General features: G+C 54.5%; 18 protein-coding genes. 9 read left to right on the top strand and 9 right to left on the bottom strand.

Going from position 1 to position 13,925, the window contains the following annotated elements; translation table 11 throughout:
• Window positions 1–8: 8 nt before the first annotated feature.
• Genes ACNY69_RS14335 through ACNY69_RS14320 form a run of 4 tightly spaced genes read right to left on the bottom strand, consistent with a single transcriptional unit; the run spans window position 9 to window position 3,418 of the window.
• Window positions 9–851 carry a metal ABC transporter permease gene (locus tag ACNY69_RS14335; RefSeq protein WP_111138894.1) on the bottom strand — a complete coding sequence of 281 codons (843 nt, stop codon included), beginning with the start codon at window positions 849–851 and terminating at the stop codon, window positions 9–11.
• The gene (sitC, locus tag ACNY69_RS14330; RefSeq protein WP_111138967.1) at window positions 838–1,710 is read right to left on the bottom strand and encodes an iron/manganese ABC transporter permease subunit SitC; all 873 of its coding nucleotides are present in this window, start codon (window positions 1,708–1,710) and stop codon (window positions 838–840) included. The genes ACNY69_RS14335 and sitC overlap by 14 nt, the downstream gene beginning before the upstream one ends.
• Window positions 1,710–2,507 carry a manganese/iron ABC transporter ATP-binding protein gene (locus ACNY69_RS14325; protein WP_111138895.1) on the bottom strand — a complete coding sequence of 266 codons (798 nt, stop codon included), beginning with the start codon at window positions 2,505–2,507 and terminating at the stop codon, window positions 1,710–1,712. Before ACNY69_RS14325 ends, sitC begins: the two co-directional genes overlap by 1 nt.
• Window positions 2,504–3,418 (bottom strand): metal ABC transporter substrate-binding protein, encoded by a 915-nt coding sequence (locus ACNY69_RS14320; RefSeq protein ID WP_111138896.1) that lies wholly within the window; start codon window positions 3,416–3,418, stop codon window positions 2,504–2,506. Before ACNY69_RS14320 ends, ACNY69_RS14325 begins: the two co-directional genes overlap by 4 nt.
• A gap of 458 nt (window positions 3,419–3,876) precedes the next feature.
• Here ACNY69_RS14320 and ACNY69_RS14315 point away from each other — a divergent pair, with 458 nt between their 5' ends.
• The 4 genes from ACNY69_RS14315 to ACNY69_RS14300 all read left to right on the top strand — a co-directional run bounded on the left by ACNY69_RS14315 (window position 3,877) and on the right by ACNY69_RS14300 (window position 5,589).
• Window positions 3,877–4,167: a hypothetical protein gene (locus ACNY69_RS14315; protein ID WP_418798917.1), complete on the top strand. Its 291-nt coding sequence runs from the start codon at window positions 3,877–3,879 to the stop codon at window positions 4,165–4,167.
• Window positions 4,168–4,459: 292 nt separating this feature from the next.
• A complete protein-coding gene (ycgZ, locus tag ACNY69_RS14310; RefSeq protein WP_111138898.1) occupies window positions 4,460–4,705 on the top strand; it encodes a regulatory protein YcgZ in 246 nt (81 codons plus the stop codon).
• Between the two features lie 172 nt (window positions 4,706–4,877).
• Window positions 4,878–5,171, top strand: a complete 294-nt coding sequence (locus ACNY69_RS14305) for a hypothetical protein (RefSeq protein WP_111138899.1) — start codon at window positions 4,878–4,880, stop codon at window positions 5,169–5,171.
• 163 nt (window positions 5,172–5,334) lie between these two features.
• Window positions 5,335–5,589: a biofilm/acid-resistance regulator YmgB/AriR gene (locus ACNY69_RS14300; RefSeq protein WP_111138900.1), complete on the top strand. Its 255-nt coding sequence runs from the start codon at window positions 5,335–5,337 to the stop codon at window positions 5,587–5,589.
• A 410-nt stretch (window positions 5,590–5,999) separates the two neighbouring features.
• On the opposite strand, the gene ACNY69_RS14295 is transcribed toward ACNY69_RS14300, so the two are convergent.
• The gene (locus ACNY69_RS14295; RefSeq protein WP_111138901.1) at window positions 6,000–6,194 is read right to left on the bottom strand and encodes a hypothetical protein; all 195 of its coding nucleotides are present in this window, start codon (window positions 6,192–6,194) and stop codon (window positions 6,000–6,002) included.
• A 408-nt stretch (window positions 6,195–6,602) separates the two neighbouring features.
• Here ACNY69_RS14295 and ACNY69_RS14290 point away from each other — a divergent pair, with 408 nt between their 5' ends.
• The gene (locus ACNY69_RS14290; protein WP_111138902.1) at window positions 6,603–7,619 is read left to right on the top strand and encodes a LacI family DNA-binding transcriptional regulator; all 1,017 of its coding nucleotides are present in this window, start codon (window positions 6,603–6,605) and stop codon (window positions 7,617–7,619) included.
• 112 nt (window positions 7,620–7,731) lie between these two features.
• Window positions 7,732–8,127 carry a (R)-mandelonitrile lyase gene (locus ACNY69_RS14285; RefSeq protein ID WP_418799004.1) on the top strand — a complete coding sequence of 132 codons (396 nt, stop codon included), beginning with the start codon at window positions 7,732–7,734 and terminating at the stop codon, window positions 8,125–8,127.
• Here ACNY69_RS14285 and ACNY69_RS14280 read toward each other — a convergent pair.
• Complete coding sequence (locus tag ACNY69_RS14280; RefSeq protein ID WP_418798913.1) at window positions 8,102–9,022, bottom strand: LysR family transcriptional regulator; 921 nt, start codon at window positions 9,020–9,022, stop codon at window positions 8,102–8,104. The two genes, ACNY69_RS14285 and ACNY69_RS14280, sit on opposite strands and share 26 nt — an antisense overlap.
• 99 nt (window positions 9,023–9,121) lie before the next feature.
• Between ACNY69_RS14280 and ACNY69_RS14275 the strand changes: the two genes are divergently transcribed.
• A complete protein-coding gene (locus ACNY69_RS14275) occupies window positions 9,122–9,847 on the top strand; it encodes an SDR family oxidoreductase (RefSeq protein WP_111138905.1) in 726 nt (241 codons plus the stop codon).
• Window positions 9,848–9,884: 37 nt separating this feature from the next.
• On the opposite strand, the gene ACNY69_RS14270 is transcribed toward ACNY69_RS14275, so the two are convergent.
• The 3 genes from ACNY69_RS14270 to ACNY69_RS14260 all read right to left on the bottom strand — a co-directional run bounded on the left by ACNY69_RS14270 (window position 9,885) and on the right by ACNY69_RS14260 (window position 11,892).
• Window positions 9,885–10,625 carry a YoaK family protein gene (locus tag ACNY69_RS14270; protein ID WP_111138906.1) on the bottom strand — a complete coding sequence of 247 codons (741 nt, stop codon included), beginning with the start codon at window positions 10,623–10,625 and terminating at the stop codon, window positions 9,885–9,887.
• Between the two features lie 211 nt (window positions 10,626–10,836).
• Entirely contained in the window at window positions 10,837–11,166 is a 330-nt protein-coding gene (locus ACNY69_RS14265) for a DHCW motif cupin fold protein (RefSeq protein WP_111138907.1), read from the bottom strand.
• Between the two features lie 33 nt (window positions 11,167–11,199).
• The gene (locus ACNY69_RS14260; RefSeq protein ID WP_418798909.1) at window positions 11,200–11,892 is read right to left on the bottom strand and encodes an aspartate/glutamate racemase family protein; all 693 of its coding nucleotides are present in this window, start codon (window positions 11,890–11,892) and stop codon (window positions 11,200–11,202) included.
• Between the two features lie 223 nt (window positions 11,893–12,115).
• On the opposite strand from ACNY69_RS14260, the gene ACNY69_RS14255 reads away from it, so the two are divergent.
• Together ACNY69_RS14255 and ACNY69_RS14250 are read left to right on the top strand one after the other, a co-directional pair.
• On the top strand, window positions 12,116–12,436 hold the full coding sequence (locus ACNY69_RS14255; protein ID WP_111138909.1) for a hypothetical protein: 321 nt from the start codon (window positions 12,116–12,118) through the stop codon (window positions 12,434–12,436).
• 561 nt (window positions 12,437–12,997) lie between these two features.
• Complete coding sequence (locus ACNY69_RS14250; RefSeq protein WP_293772594.1) at window positions 12,998–13,885, top strand: glycosyltransferase family 17 protein; 888 nt, start codon at window positions 12,998–13,000, stop codon at window positions 13,883–13,885.
• The last annotated feature ends 40 nt before the right edge of the window (window positions 13,886–13,925 follow it).

Genomic DNA, 13,925 nt, shown 5'->3' with positions numbered 1-13,925 from the left:
TGTAGAAGCTATTGGCCGGCGTCTGTCACCTGAGGCTGAGACGGCCGGGCCTGACGTCCGGCCGTGACCATCGCCACGACAAACACCAGTGCGAACAGCACGACGATGGTCGGTGCGGGTGCGCTGTCGATAAAGAACGACAGATAAACCCCGCTTAGCGACACCAGCACGGAAACGATGACGGCCACCAGCAGCGCGTGGGAAAACCGACGGGTGAGCAGGAGCGCAATCGCGCCTGGCGCAATCAGCAGAGAGATCGACAGGATAACCCCTACCGCCTTCAGTGTTCCGACAAGCGTCAGGGAGACCATGCAGAGCAGCCCATAATGCAGCCAGCGCGTGGGCAATCCCGAAACCTGTGCCTGCTGCGCATCAAAACTGAACAGCATAAAGTCACGCCATTTCAGCACCATTACGGCTACGACAATGACAGCAATGATCGCAGTCTGGATCATGTCTGCGCCGGTAATGCCGAGCATGTTACCAAACAGGATATGGTCGAGATGCACGTCAGGTTTAACGGCGATGTAGAGGATCAGCCCCGCCGCAAACATGCCTGAGAAGACGATCCCCAGCACCGTATCCTGTTTGATGCGGCTGTTGTTTTGCAAAAATCCACTGGCCACTGCGCAGAATATGCCCGCGACAAAGGCGCCTGCCGCCAGCGGCAGCCCCGCCATCCAGGCAAGCACGATGCCGGGGAATACCGCATGGCTCATGGCATCCCCCATCAGCGCCCAGCCTTTCAGCACCAGAAACACGGACAGGATGGCACAGGGGATCGCCACCATCAGCACCGTCAGTAAGGCGCTGTTCATAAAAGCAAACCGGAAAGGTTCAAGGATCCACATCGGCCAGCTCCTTTTCGCTCTGATAGCGGCTACGACGGCGTTGAGCCAGTAAGCCCTGTTTCGGGGCAAACACAAATGCCAGCAGGAACAACAACGTCTGCGCCACGACAATAATGCCGCCCGTCGCGCCATCCAGATAGTAGCTTGCCCAGGCTCCCAGAAAACTGGTGATGCTGCCGATTGCGACCGCAATGATCAGCAGGCGGGGAAAGCGGTCGGTGAGCAGCCACGCCGTGGCGCCCGGCGTCACCACCAGAGAGATCACCAGAAACGCCCCGACGGTCTGCAGTGCCGCCACCGTCGACGCCGCCAGCAGCGTAAAGAACAGGACTTTCAGCCTTTCAGGATGCAGCCCGACGGCGCGCGCATGATTCTCGTCAAAGAAGGTCAGCATCAGATCTTTCCATTTAAACAGCAGGATCAGGCCCGACAGCCCGCCGATCAGGCCCAGCTGAAGGATGTCAGCGGGGTCGATCGCCAGAATGTTGCCCAGCACAATAGTCTGGATGTTCACCGCCGTGGGATTGAGCGACACCATAAACAGGCCAAGACCAAAGAAGGAAGAGAAGATCAGGCCGATAATCGCATCTTCTTTCAGGCGTGTGCGCTGATTCAGTAACAGCATACTGCCCGCCGCCAGCCCACCGGAGAGAAACGCGCCCAGCGCAAACGGCAGCCCCAGCATGTAAGCGCCTGCGACGCCCGGCACAATCGAGTGTGACAGCGCATCACCGATCAGCGACCAGCCTTTCAGCATCAGATAGCAGGAGAGAAACGCGCAGAGTGCGCCCACCATCGCAGCAACCCACATCGCATTGAGCATGTAGTGATAACCAAAGGGTTCCAGAAGCCACGTCATCATCTGGCCTCCCCTTTCTGCGAGGCCCGGGACAGAGGCTGCATGTCATTTACAAGCCCGTTAACCGCGGAATGGCGCAGCGCGCCGCCGAAGGCGCGCTCAAGGTTGGCTGACGTAAAGGTGGTCAGGGTCGGACCGCTGGCGATAACGGTGCCTTTTACCATGACGGTGTAGTCGCAGAATTGGGTGATCGAATCCAGATCATGCGTCGAGACCAGCATTGTCCTGCCTTCGTCGCGCAGCTCGCCCAGCAGGGCGATGATCCGCGCCTCGGTCTGTACATCCACACCGGTAAAAGGTTCGTCCAGCAGAATGACCCGGCCCTGCTGGGCGATGGCGCGCGCCAGAAAGACGCGTTTCTTCTGTCCGCCAGAGAGTTCGCCAATCTGGCGATGCCGGTACGCCAGCATATCCACCCTCGCCAGCGCCTCACTGACAATCTGCTGATCATGTGCGGTCGGGCGGCGCAGCAGGCCCATGTGACCGTAACGCCCCATCATCACCACATCGTCCACCAGCACCGGAAAAGACCAGTCCACCTCTTCTGACTGCGGCACATAAGCCACCAGATTCTGACGCAGCGCCTGGCGGGTCGGCATACCCAGAACAGAGATTGTGCCGCTGGCGAGCCGGACAAACCCCATCAGCGCCCTGAACAGCGTCGATTTACCGGAACCGTTGACCCCCACCAGCGCCGCAATCGATCCGCCCGGCACGCTGAAGCTGGCATCCCGCAGCGCAGTATGACCGTTGCGGTAAATCACAGTGACGCCTGAAACCACGATAGTCTCACTCATTCTGCTTTTTCTCCCGCCGTGATGCCCTGAACCAGCGTGCGGGTGGTGACGGTGAGCAGATCGAGATAGGTCGGCACGGGGCCATCGGGCGTGCTTAAGGAGTCGACATAAAGCACACCCCCATAATGCGCACCGGTTTCCCGCGCGACCTGACGGGCAGGTTTATCCGGGACGGTGCTTTCACTGAACACCGCCGGGATCTTGAGTTTCCTGACCTGGTCGATGACTTTTCTCACCTGCTGCGGCGAACCCTGCTGGTCAGCATTGATCGGCCACAGATAGAGTTCTTTCATGCCCAGGTCACGGGCCAGATAGGAGAACGCGCCTTCGCTGGTCACCAGCCAGCGTTTATTCTCCGGGATAGTCGCAATCTGCTGCCGAAGCGGGTCCAGCGCCGCGCTGATTTTTTGTTTATAGGCCGCCGCATTCTGGCGATAGGTTTCCGCACGGGCCGGGTCATGCTGGATCAGCGCATTCCGGATGTTATCAACGTAAATCAGCGCATTGTCGGGTGACATCCAGGCGTGAGGATTAGGTTTCCCGTTATAGGGCCCCTCGCCGATGCCAATCGGCTGAATGCCGTCGGAAACCACCACTTCCGGCACGCCGTCGAGGTGCTGATAGAAACGCTGAAACCAGCGTTCGAGGTTAAGGCCGTTTGCCATAATTAATTGCGCACCCTGAGCCCGCTTAATATCGCCCGGCGTTGGCTGATATTCATGTATCTCCGCACCCGGCCGGGTGATGGAAACGACCTCTGCCGCCTCGCCCGCGACGTTCCTGACCATGTCAGCAACAACAGTGAAGGTGGTCACTATCTTAAATTTCTCTGTTGCATTACTGCTGGTGGGCATCAGCGCGATCAGCAGCGCGCCGGTTAAGAACGCAGCCATCTTCTTTATCGGGGCCATGAAGCGATCTCCGGATATGGTGAAATTTCAGGCATAATTAGCCTCTGCTATTTTTTATAGCACAGGCTATATTTTACTGACAGCATCGGAATGTGAAGTTTTTTAAGCGTCGGCGGGTGAATGTGAAGTTGTGTCAGCTAAATAAATAAGCTACTGATATATAGTCTTTTAATCCTGTCTGAAAACTGGCCCTGTCTTTCGCTTTTTTCTGCAGAGCGGGGCAGTAGCCGTCTGTTTAATCGTATTGTCGTCAGGAGAGCGTGCAACCACCCGTTTCCCGGCTCAGAAAAAAAGATAACCCGGCCACCCGACGGGTGTCGGCCTGCAGAGCATCAGAACAGGCGCGGGATATCATCCGGATAATTAAAATAATCTCATTGATAGGCTGAATTGATTAAATTCAGTAATTTTTTTTGCTAGAGTTAAAGTTACTTACCGCAATCACCCAGGAGGATATTTTGTTTTTTTCAAGCGACGAAAAAGCGAATGTCATCATTGGCGAAGCCGCAATGAACCTGTTTAATGCCGGTCAGGAAGTGAACGTTGAACTGCTGATTAAAGAACTGCTGATTATGGCTGGCTCAGAAGTCAACGAGTACCGCCTTGAGCAGATGCAGGATGCGCGTCAATGGTTATCAGGATTTAAAACGATCGGTTCCCGTACCGGTGCGGCAAACTGGCTGTCCGGAAACGTCGCAACAGAATCCGTCGTTTCTGAATCTGCTGATGATATTTATTTCAGGCACTGATTTCTGCCCCTGACTCTCCCGACCTGTACAACAGGTCGGAGCTATCCCGGATTGAAACGATACAACTTTCTGGTACAATTTCTCCCTCGCTGTAACCCCCCCTCAACACGCTGTTTTAAAAGGCTTAGCACTTTTTGCACAAAAATTGTAATCTTAAAAACTCAAAATCTTGTACAAGTTTTTTAAAAAGGTATAACTTACGCACATCTGCGATGTATAACTTACGCACATCTGTGATGTATAACTTGTGCATCACTGTGCGATTGATTTAAATCACCTGAGGAAAAATAACATGCGTCAGAACGGACAGTCCCCGGAAACGTTCAGCGACATTGCCCGTTACTTCAATCAGGCCAGCTCTCCTTCTCAACAGGAAACGCTGGGATCTGTTGTGGTGGAAATTCTGCGCGCAGGCAACAGCCTCAGCCGTAAAGCCATCTGCAGTAAGCTTCTGCATCGTCTTGAACAGGCTTCGACGCCAGCAGAAGAGCAGCACCTGCACGAATTAATTTCGATGCTTTTCCGCCGCGAAGAGTAATTGCCTTTACGGCAGCATGAGTTATTCAGGATGCCCGTTTTTCAGTAGTCCAGGACGGTTTAACGTAGTAAAAAGCCCAGTACTGCTTTCCCGTATACGGTGCGCCCGACCGCACCCGATGACGCATACGGACCCGCAGCATGGCCATTGATTCGTAATCAGAGAAGCCAGTATGTACAGAAGTGAAGATGAGAAACTGACAGATGTGATGATCGGCGAAGCCGTTCTTACATTGCTGAAGTCAGACAAACCGGTGTCCAGCAACGCCCTGATCGCGCAACTTGAGATAATGGCGGCTCACGCAGATAACGACGCAAAAGTGTCGGTTATCCGCAAAGCCATAACTGAGGTGCGCAACGGCATGGTCGCTGCGCGCAAACGTGTCCAGAATGAGGGTGCGGAACGCGACAAGACGGTACATCGTATGACCAGCGATGGCCCGCCTGAGGGTTCGAAAAAGCACTGATAGAAGGTATTGCTTACCTGTTGCAGACGGCTGGTAATAAGCGAAGCGGCAAAGCAACAGAGAAATGTTTTTATGCAGGCTGGGCAAAACGATAACAGCATCTACACTCGTTTTGACATCAACCATTGCGTCTGACTAATTTTCTTCAGAGAACGAAAAAATCATGCAACACTCTTCATCAGATTCTTCCATCATTGACTATTTTCGTGGCGAAGGCGATCTGCTGGCTCAGGAAACCGAACTGCTCGGTGCGCTGATCAGAGACATCGTGGCCGATCAGGGTCGCGTCACCAATAAAGCCATTATTCTCTATCTGATTGCAGAACTGGAATGCACGTCAGATGTGGTCAGACTGGATGTGCTGCGCAAAACGCTGGAAATAGTGGTGGGTCGCACGCCTGACGACACCGGCATCTGATTTCCTTTCCTGCGCTGTCCCTGACAGCGCAGGTTAACTCTCCGCCGCGATGTTGATGCCTGCCTTATTTCTGTTTGCTGACGCGCCTGTGTCTCTTAAGAAAAATCCTGTATAACATCCTGATATTATTAATTTTTGAAAATATAAGAGAAAGCGATCCTGACAGCCGATCGCTTTCCACGGACAGGTCACTTCTGCACAGCATAATAAAGAACCGGACAGCATAAGCCGGTTATTTTATGAACAGAGATTATCTTTCCATTCTGATTGAAATATAACCGGCGGTGTGAAAAATAAAGCCCCTGACGCCTGACAGCTGTGTATTGCGGCTTATTCTCAGCTCAGAAAAGGATTCAGGGGGATATGAGAGGGGCGTTTCTGGAGGGCGCCTGGCGTCGGCCCCACCGGCTTTAGTGCATCTTGCGGCTGAAAAAGCTTATCGCTTCCTGGCACAATGCTCTCAGCCTGCTGTCACGCGTCTCTTCGCTCAGGCGAAACAGCGCGTCCGTAATGTCGTGAAAATGAACTGGCTCTCCCGCCTTGATCAAATCACTGACCACCGCGCCGACAAGCGCACGGATTTCATTATCATTATCGTACTTCACACGACCTCCCGACGGTGTATGAATATCCAGTCTAACATCAGCAGGAGCTAAAAACCAAAAAAGCCAGCGCAGCCGAAATATAAGCGAAGCGGCAGAAAGGTTATTTATTAACCGATAACAGGCGCCTCTCTGATATTATTTATGCCTGCGTGACCTGCCACTGAATAATAGATAGAAGAGTCTCGTATTCCTTGCCAGATTAATTTTCTGTTTATAAATGTTAACCGCCTGAATTTAAACCGCACGGACCCTGCGCCCGCCTTCTCTTCTCCAGATAAACTTCACCGACGCCAGGTCCCAGCAGAGTGTGCGACCCGCCATATTCTGAACAAAGATCTCAGTCCGTCAGCAAAAGCGGCCCCGCGCTATGATAAAACGGTGCTTATCTTCCGCAGTCGTGAGCAGCGAATGGTCCGATTCACCCACAAACAAATTGCAGCCCAGTCGGGACTGAGCCTGGCAACGGTTGATCGTGCTCTGCATCAGCGCGGTAATGTTCATCCGCGAACCCAGCATCGCATCCAGCAGGCGATAGCGGACCTGGAGCTGATGCAGAAAGCCGGACTCGCCAGGGGACGAACCCTCTACTTTGACGTGATTATGCATATCCCGGATCGTTTTCAGCCCCTGATCCGTGAGGCGCTGACCAGCCAGATCGCCAGCTTTGCTGCTTTCAGGCTTCAGCTTCGCTTTCACTTTGGCGCAAACCTCACCGCCGAGGCGATTAATCAGCTGCTGAATAAAAAGGCCCTGCACAGCCACGGCGTCATTCTGAAAGCAGCCTGCTCCGGCGAACTGAACCCCACGGTTGAAGCCCTGCTCCGCCAGCGTGTGCCGTTGGTGACCATGATGAGCGATTTGCCTGGCAGCGCGCGTCTGCGCTATATCGGCATGGATAACTTCGACGCCGGTAAAGTGGCGGCATTTCTGATGTCCCGATGGCTGCGGGTGACTCGTTCGCACATCGTTGCGGTAACCGGCAGTCACGATTTCATTGGTGAGCAGGAGCGAATCCAGGGGTTTCAGCAAGCGATGCAGACGTTTGCGCCTCAGCATCGGGTCAGCGTGGTGGCAGGTGGCTATGGTATCGATGCACGGATGCACCAGTCGGTCACACAATTTCTGCAGCAACATCCGGATGCGGATGCCGTCTATACGGTCGGCGGCGGTAATCCCGGCATATTACGCGCCTTTGCGGAACAGAAGCGCCAGATCAACGCGGTTATCGGGCACGATCTCGATCAGGAAAACTGCGCACTGTTGCAGGCAGGAAAAATCGATGCGCTGATCGAGCATAATCTGCAGCTTGATGCACTGCACGCCTTCCGGACGCTGCTTGAGTTTCATGGGTTTCTGCCGGCAACCACCCCGCCCGCCCCCTATTCTAAGATCAATATCATCACCCGCTACAACATGACGGCCTGACTCATCAAGTCATTCATGAGCACCACTCATAGCCGCTTGCAGAACAGGCGGTCTAATCACATTCTGCCTCATCAATTACACTATCCATAAACCTCAACGACAGGAGTGGATGATGAAAATTATTACCAGCGGTTCGCAGCCTTCCCGAAACGGCCCCGCCGACTATTTTACCGGCAGAGTACGGATTGATGCCCCCTTTCAGGCAACTGAACCCGCCCGCGTGGGCGGCGCAACGGTGACCTTCGAACCGGGTGCGCGTACGGCATGGCACACCCATCCCCTCGGCCAGACCCTGATCGTCACGCACGGCCAGGGCTGGATCCAGTGTGAGGGTGAAGCCATTCAGGTGATGAACTGCGGGGATATCGTCTGGATCCCGGAGAATGTAAAACACTGGCATGGTGCTACGCCAGATAACGCGATGACCCATATCGCGATAGCGGAATCCCTGAATGGCTCACCGGTGACGTGGCTGGAGCAGGTCAGCGACGCGCAGTATCAGTGCTGATGGCCGCAGATCCAATCCTGACATGATCGATCAGGGCACGCAGTTTGGGTGCCAGGTTTTTGCGGCTGGGAAAGTAGAGATAGAAGCCGTCAAAGGCGGGCAGCCACTCATCGAGCAGGGTCACCAGTTCACCGCGCGCAATAAAGGGCTGAAACGTCTCCTCCATGCCAAAGCTGATGCCGCCGCCCGCGCAGGCGGTGCGGATCATCACCCCCATGTCATTGGTGGTGAGCTGTGGATTGACAGCAACATCAAATTCCCGGCCCTGCTCAGCGAACTCCCAGCGATAGGGGGCCAGCCCCGGCCCTTTTCGCCAGCCGATGCAGCGATGATGAACCAGATCCTGGGGATGGCGCGGCATTCCCGCACGCGCCAGATAGTCGGGTGAGGCGACCGCCACCTGCCGCTGCGGCCGGGACACCGGCACCGCGATCATATCCTGCGCGATCACCTCCCCCAGCCTCACCCCCGCGTCATAGCCCTGCCCGACGATATCAAACTCCTCATCGGTGACGGTGATGTCCAGCTCAATACGCGGATAGGCGGTGATGAAGCCTGCCAGCAGTTCTCCACCCAGCATCCGCTCTGCTATCGAAGAGATAGCCAGCCGCAGCTGACCGCGCGGCTCAGCCGCCAGTTCAGCGACATCCGCTACGGCGCGGTTTAGCTGATTAATCGCTGGCGCGACTTCGGCATAGAGCCGCTGCCCGGCCTCCGTCAGCTGCACCGAACGTGTGGTGCGCTGCAGCAGCGTGATATTAAGGCGGTCTTCCAGCCGCCGCAGACTCTGACTGATCGCCGGGCGGCTGACGCCCAGCTGCTCTGCCGCCAGCCGGAAATTCTGCGTCCGGGCCACAATCACAAAGATTTCAAGGGCATTTTTATCAGTCATCATTGGTTAGCCTGAGTTACCAGTCCATGAAGTAATCAGTGGATTATCTTTATAATCCAGCCGCCGTATGATCGCCAGTGACAACTTAACGGGAGAAATTCTATGTCTCAGAAAGTGATTTTAATTACCGGCGCATCAAGTGGCATCGGCGCAGGCATTGCGCGTGAACTGGCAAAAACCGGGGCCACTCTGCTGCTGGGCGCACGGCGTGAAGATCGTCTGACGGCGCTGGCGGAAGAGCTGCGATTCAATGGTGCAGAGGTTGCGATCAAGGCGGTGGACGTGACGCGCCGTGACGAGGTCGCACAGTTTGCGGAATATGCACGGGAGAAATGGGGCCGGGTCGATGTGATGATCAACAATGCTGGCATTATGCCGCTTTCTCCGATGGCGTCGCTGCGGGTCGAAGAGTGGGATCAGATGATCGACGTGAATATCAAAGGCGTGCTTTACGGCATCGCGGCCGTGCTGCCTGGCATGCTGGCCCGCCAGTGCGGGCACATCATTAATATTGCTTCGATAGGCGCGCTCGCCGTGTCGCCGACGGCGGCAGTTTACTGCGCCACCAAGTTCGCGGTGCGGGCGATTTCCGACGGACTGCGCCAGGAGAACAGCCAGCTGCGGGTGACCTGCATACATCCGGGCGTGGTCGAGAGTGAGCTGGCGTCCACCATCACCGATCCAACCGCCGCCGAAGCGATGCGGCACTATCGCGCTATCGCGTTGCAGCCCGACGCCATTGGACGTGCCGTGCGCTACGCCATCGAACAGCCCGAAGAGGTGGATGTGAACGAAATTGTGGTGCGGCCAACCCGGACTCAACAATAAAAAAATGGCCCGATGCGCAGTGCATCGGGCCATAGGATCAGTACAGGATTTTGCGGGTTCGCTGTATGGTAATGGCAATCGCTGTCAGCGCCACCAGCATCAGGAATATCCCCAGCCCCACCATCGCGTTAAAGCCATACGCCTTAAACAGCAGCAGCCCGGCAATACAGCCGCTCAGGAACGAAAACACCGTGGTCAGGTGCGTGTGCAGGACCTTCTGGAAAAAGCGACGATCGTCGGTTTCAAGATGCACAGCGTGTGACGTATGCGCGAAGATCCAGGAGCCCAGCGCAATACCGGCATCGGTCAGCGTACCGGTGATATGGGTCGATCTGACGCGGCCATTGGAGAGCTGCGTGGAGGTGGCATTGTGAATGCCCATTAAAAAGCCCAGCATCACCAGCACTTCGCCATTGAAACTCGGCCGGTAGAACATCAGTTCAAAAATTGACGCCGCCGTCAGCGCCGCCCCTTCCGCCAGAATAATCAGACAGAAAATGGTGCGTAGTCTGTATTTGTGCCCCACCACGACCGCCAGCCGCGCAACGGTGCAGCCCAGCACAAAAGCCCCGATCAGCGCCATCAGAAACAGCATGGTATGCAGGTCGCTGGTGGTCACTTCCTCCGAGATCTGCGACGTATTACCGCTCATGTGCGATGGAAAAAACCCAAAGGCACCCAGCGCCATGGCGTTAAGAATGCCGGCCGTGGTGGCCAGCACCAGCGCCAGCAGACGATCTTCAGTATGCGAACGAACTTTCTTCTTTTTTATCAGCACAGGCTTCCCCACATCAGATGAATGCTTAACGTTCCTTCAAACTTTCAAGCATACAACCTGACAGCGATAATTCCTGTCAGAACCAGAATACTCTGACGAAATAAGCCATTAATTTTGCTGATTTTTATAAAGCAGTTTCAGTTTACTTTTAAAAGTGTCAACGACGTGATAATTCACTTACATAAGCGCAGCGGCAGGGTCCCTCGCAGCCTCAGTCAACCACAAAGAGGGTGGCGCCGACGGCGGTCGATGAGCGATGCGGTTCGGCATTATCCGCCACCTGATAACTGACGCCCGGCGTCAGCACAAACTGACGACCATCGGCCAGTTCGGTGTGCAGTTCGCCTGCCATACAGAGCAGGATATGGCCTTTGGTGCACCAGTGATCGGCGACATAACCGGGGGAATAGTCGACCATCCGCACGCGGATAGTGTTAAACGTGACCGTCCGCCAGGTCGCCTGCCCCTGGTCGCCGGGATGAATCGTCTCTTCAACCTGATCCCAGTGCGTCAGGCCAAACGGCAGATTTTCAATTTTCATCCTGTCTCTCTGAAATGGGTTGAAAGGAACGCGTTACGCCAGCGCCTGGGTCACCGCTTCTTGCGCGTGAATCAGGGTGGTATCGAAAAGCGGTACGCTGGCATCGGTGGTGTCCACCAGCAGGGTAATTTCGGTGCAGCCCAGAATAATGGCTTCGGCCCCCTGCGCCACCAGCTTCTGCATAATCTCCCGGTAGCGCAGACGCGACGCGGGATTGATCTCACCCAGGCATAGCTCGTGATAAATCACCTCATGGACAAACATCCGATCTGCTTCATCCGGGATAATGATCTCAAGATCAAACTGCTCCCGGAGCCGTCCGCAATAGAAATCCTGTTCCATGGTAAAGCGCGTTGCCAGCAGCCCTGCTTTACGCACTCCGGCCTCGCGGATCCGCCGTCCGGTGGCGTCAGCAATGTGCAACAGCGGGAGAGCCGTCGCGGCGCTGATTTGTCCGACCACTTTGTGCATGGTGTTGGTACAGAGCACAATAAACTGCGCGCCAGCCCGTTCCAGATTACGTGCCGCTTCAGCCAGGATCTCACCTGCCTGCTGCCATTCGCCCGCAGCCTGAAGCTGTTCGATACGCTGAAAATCCACGCTGTAGAGCACCAGCTCCGCCGAGTGAAGACCGCCAAGCTGCTGTTTAACCTGCTGGTTCAGGATACGGTAATAGAGAGCGGTGGATTCCCATGACATGCCGCCTAACAATCCAATGACTTTCACAACGGACTCCGGGTTCAGGGGGTGAAATCCCAGCATGCCAGATTGCCATTAATCGGCAATGCGTTTATTCAGCCGCTACGCCGCCCGGATGGCGTACAAACAACCTGAACGTTGCCTCAACAATGGCTAAACGGGGTTAACGGCAGGCAGAATCTGTGGCAGGATACGCGCCCTGCGTCTGGCCATACCCGGCTGACTTAACTGCTTATAACCGGTGACTCAAATGGCTAAAGTTAAAATCCTCCTTCCCCTGCTGCTGATCCTCGCGCTGGCCGCCTGGTGGTTTATCCCCCATGACAGCGAAGAGGATAAGGCGTATTACGTGGCGGTGTTCTGCGCGATTGATCATCAGGATAGCCAGACGGCTGATCAGCAGATGCGCAATGTGATCGAGGGCGGCAATTCCGACTATGCTCTGCAAAAAATCCATTATAAATCGTCGCTGGGTCGCCGTGTCATCAGCCACTGGCAGGATCTCACACCGGATGAACAGCAGCGCGCCACGCAGGATAATTCTGCCTGTCAGCAGTTATTGAATCGCTAATCCGGGGTGCAGGGAGCTCCTCTGTTCACTGAAATGATGAAAGAGCCTCCCGGGCCCGGCCAGAATGTCAACACTTCCCGTAACGGGCGATACAAAACCGCCCTGTCTGCATGCCGTTAAACATGGCACGATAAATAAAGCCTTATTTCAGCATGAAGTTGAGAGGCTATATTTGCCTGGGAGTAATGATGTGCGCATATCATATAGCTGCGCGTTATCTCTTCATCGTCCTTAAATGACAAGCCTCTGCTGCCCATTCTCATTGCCAGCTTCATCCTTTCTGTAATTATCGCTTCTGCGTTTTCAGGGGTGCAGAGAGGTTTCTTCAAAAGGGATTGAGCATGGGGGCAAAATTAATGGCTCAGTTAATCAGCACGACGCTCTGGTCTGCTCCCCTGCGGAGTAACGTTTTCGTGCTGCCCGTCATTGCATCTTCTCTGCCTCAGGCAGTCGCTGTAAAAGCATCATAAAATCGTAAGGAAACAGTAAAACCGGACATACAGATGCGGTAGAATTCCGAAAAATAGCTTTATTAATAATGCCAGGAAGGTATTCCCTCTGATGATTTACGATTGTTTCCTCTATTACGACGAAGACATGCTATTAGAGCTGCGTCTGAATACGCTTTATGAACATGTTGACCGGTTTGTCATCGTGGAGTCTCTTTACACTTTTACCGGCAGGCGTCGTGAAAAACTTAATTTCGATATTGAAAAATTTGCGGCTTTTCGTGACAAGATTATTTACGTGATCAATGACGCCGTGCCGACCATTTATCAGCATGAGTTCGTCTCCGGCAGTTCAGTTGTAAAAGCAGGTGAAACCGATCCGTGGGAAAATGAGACCATTGCACGTAACGCGATTATGCGCGGCCTCGACTTTGCCCAGGACGACGACGTTATTATGGTATCGGACGTTGACGAGATCCCTCGCCCCGAGGCCCTGCAACAGTTCAGCCCGCGCCACCTCTGCACGACGCTGTACCAGAATTTTTATAACTTTAAATTTAATGTTCAGGTGCTCAATGACGACGGCTCTGCGCGTCTGTGCCGCCTGCCAAAGATGACCACCATGAAGAACCTGAAGCACTTCTTCCACGGCCAGCCAGAGCTGCTGCGCAATGTGAAGCGCAAAGGTACGCCAATCAGGGACAGCTGGTGGCGCTGGAAGCTGCTTAAGCTACGCACCCGCACGATCAGGGACGCCGGGTGGCACTTTTCATGGGTGATGACAGATGCCCGTATCAGCGAGAAAATGGCGACGATTTCCCATACGGAAAATAATCTTCCGGAGTTCAACAATCCGGATCATATCCGTCGCTGTGTTGAGCAGAATATTGATATCTGGAACCGGCCCCGGAAGATGGTGATCAGGCCCGTCACGCATGAATATATGCCTGCCTGGCTGGTGGTTAATCAGGACCGATTTAGTGACTTTATTAAACGTTAAGCACCTGGTTTTAGCCCGCACTGAGCGGGCTTTTCTCCCC

Source organism: Pantoea graminicola (genome assembly GCF_048452665.1).
Classification (GTDB): Bacteria; Pseudomonadota; Gammaproteobacteria; order Enterobacterales; family Enterobacteriaceae; genus Pantoea.
This window is presented reverse-complemented; position numbering and strand designations above follow the sequence as displayed.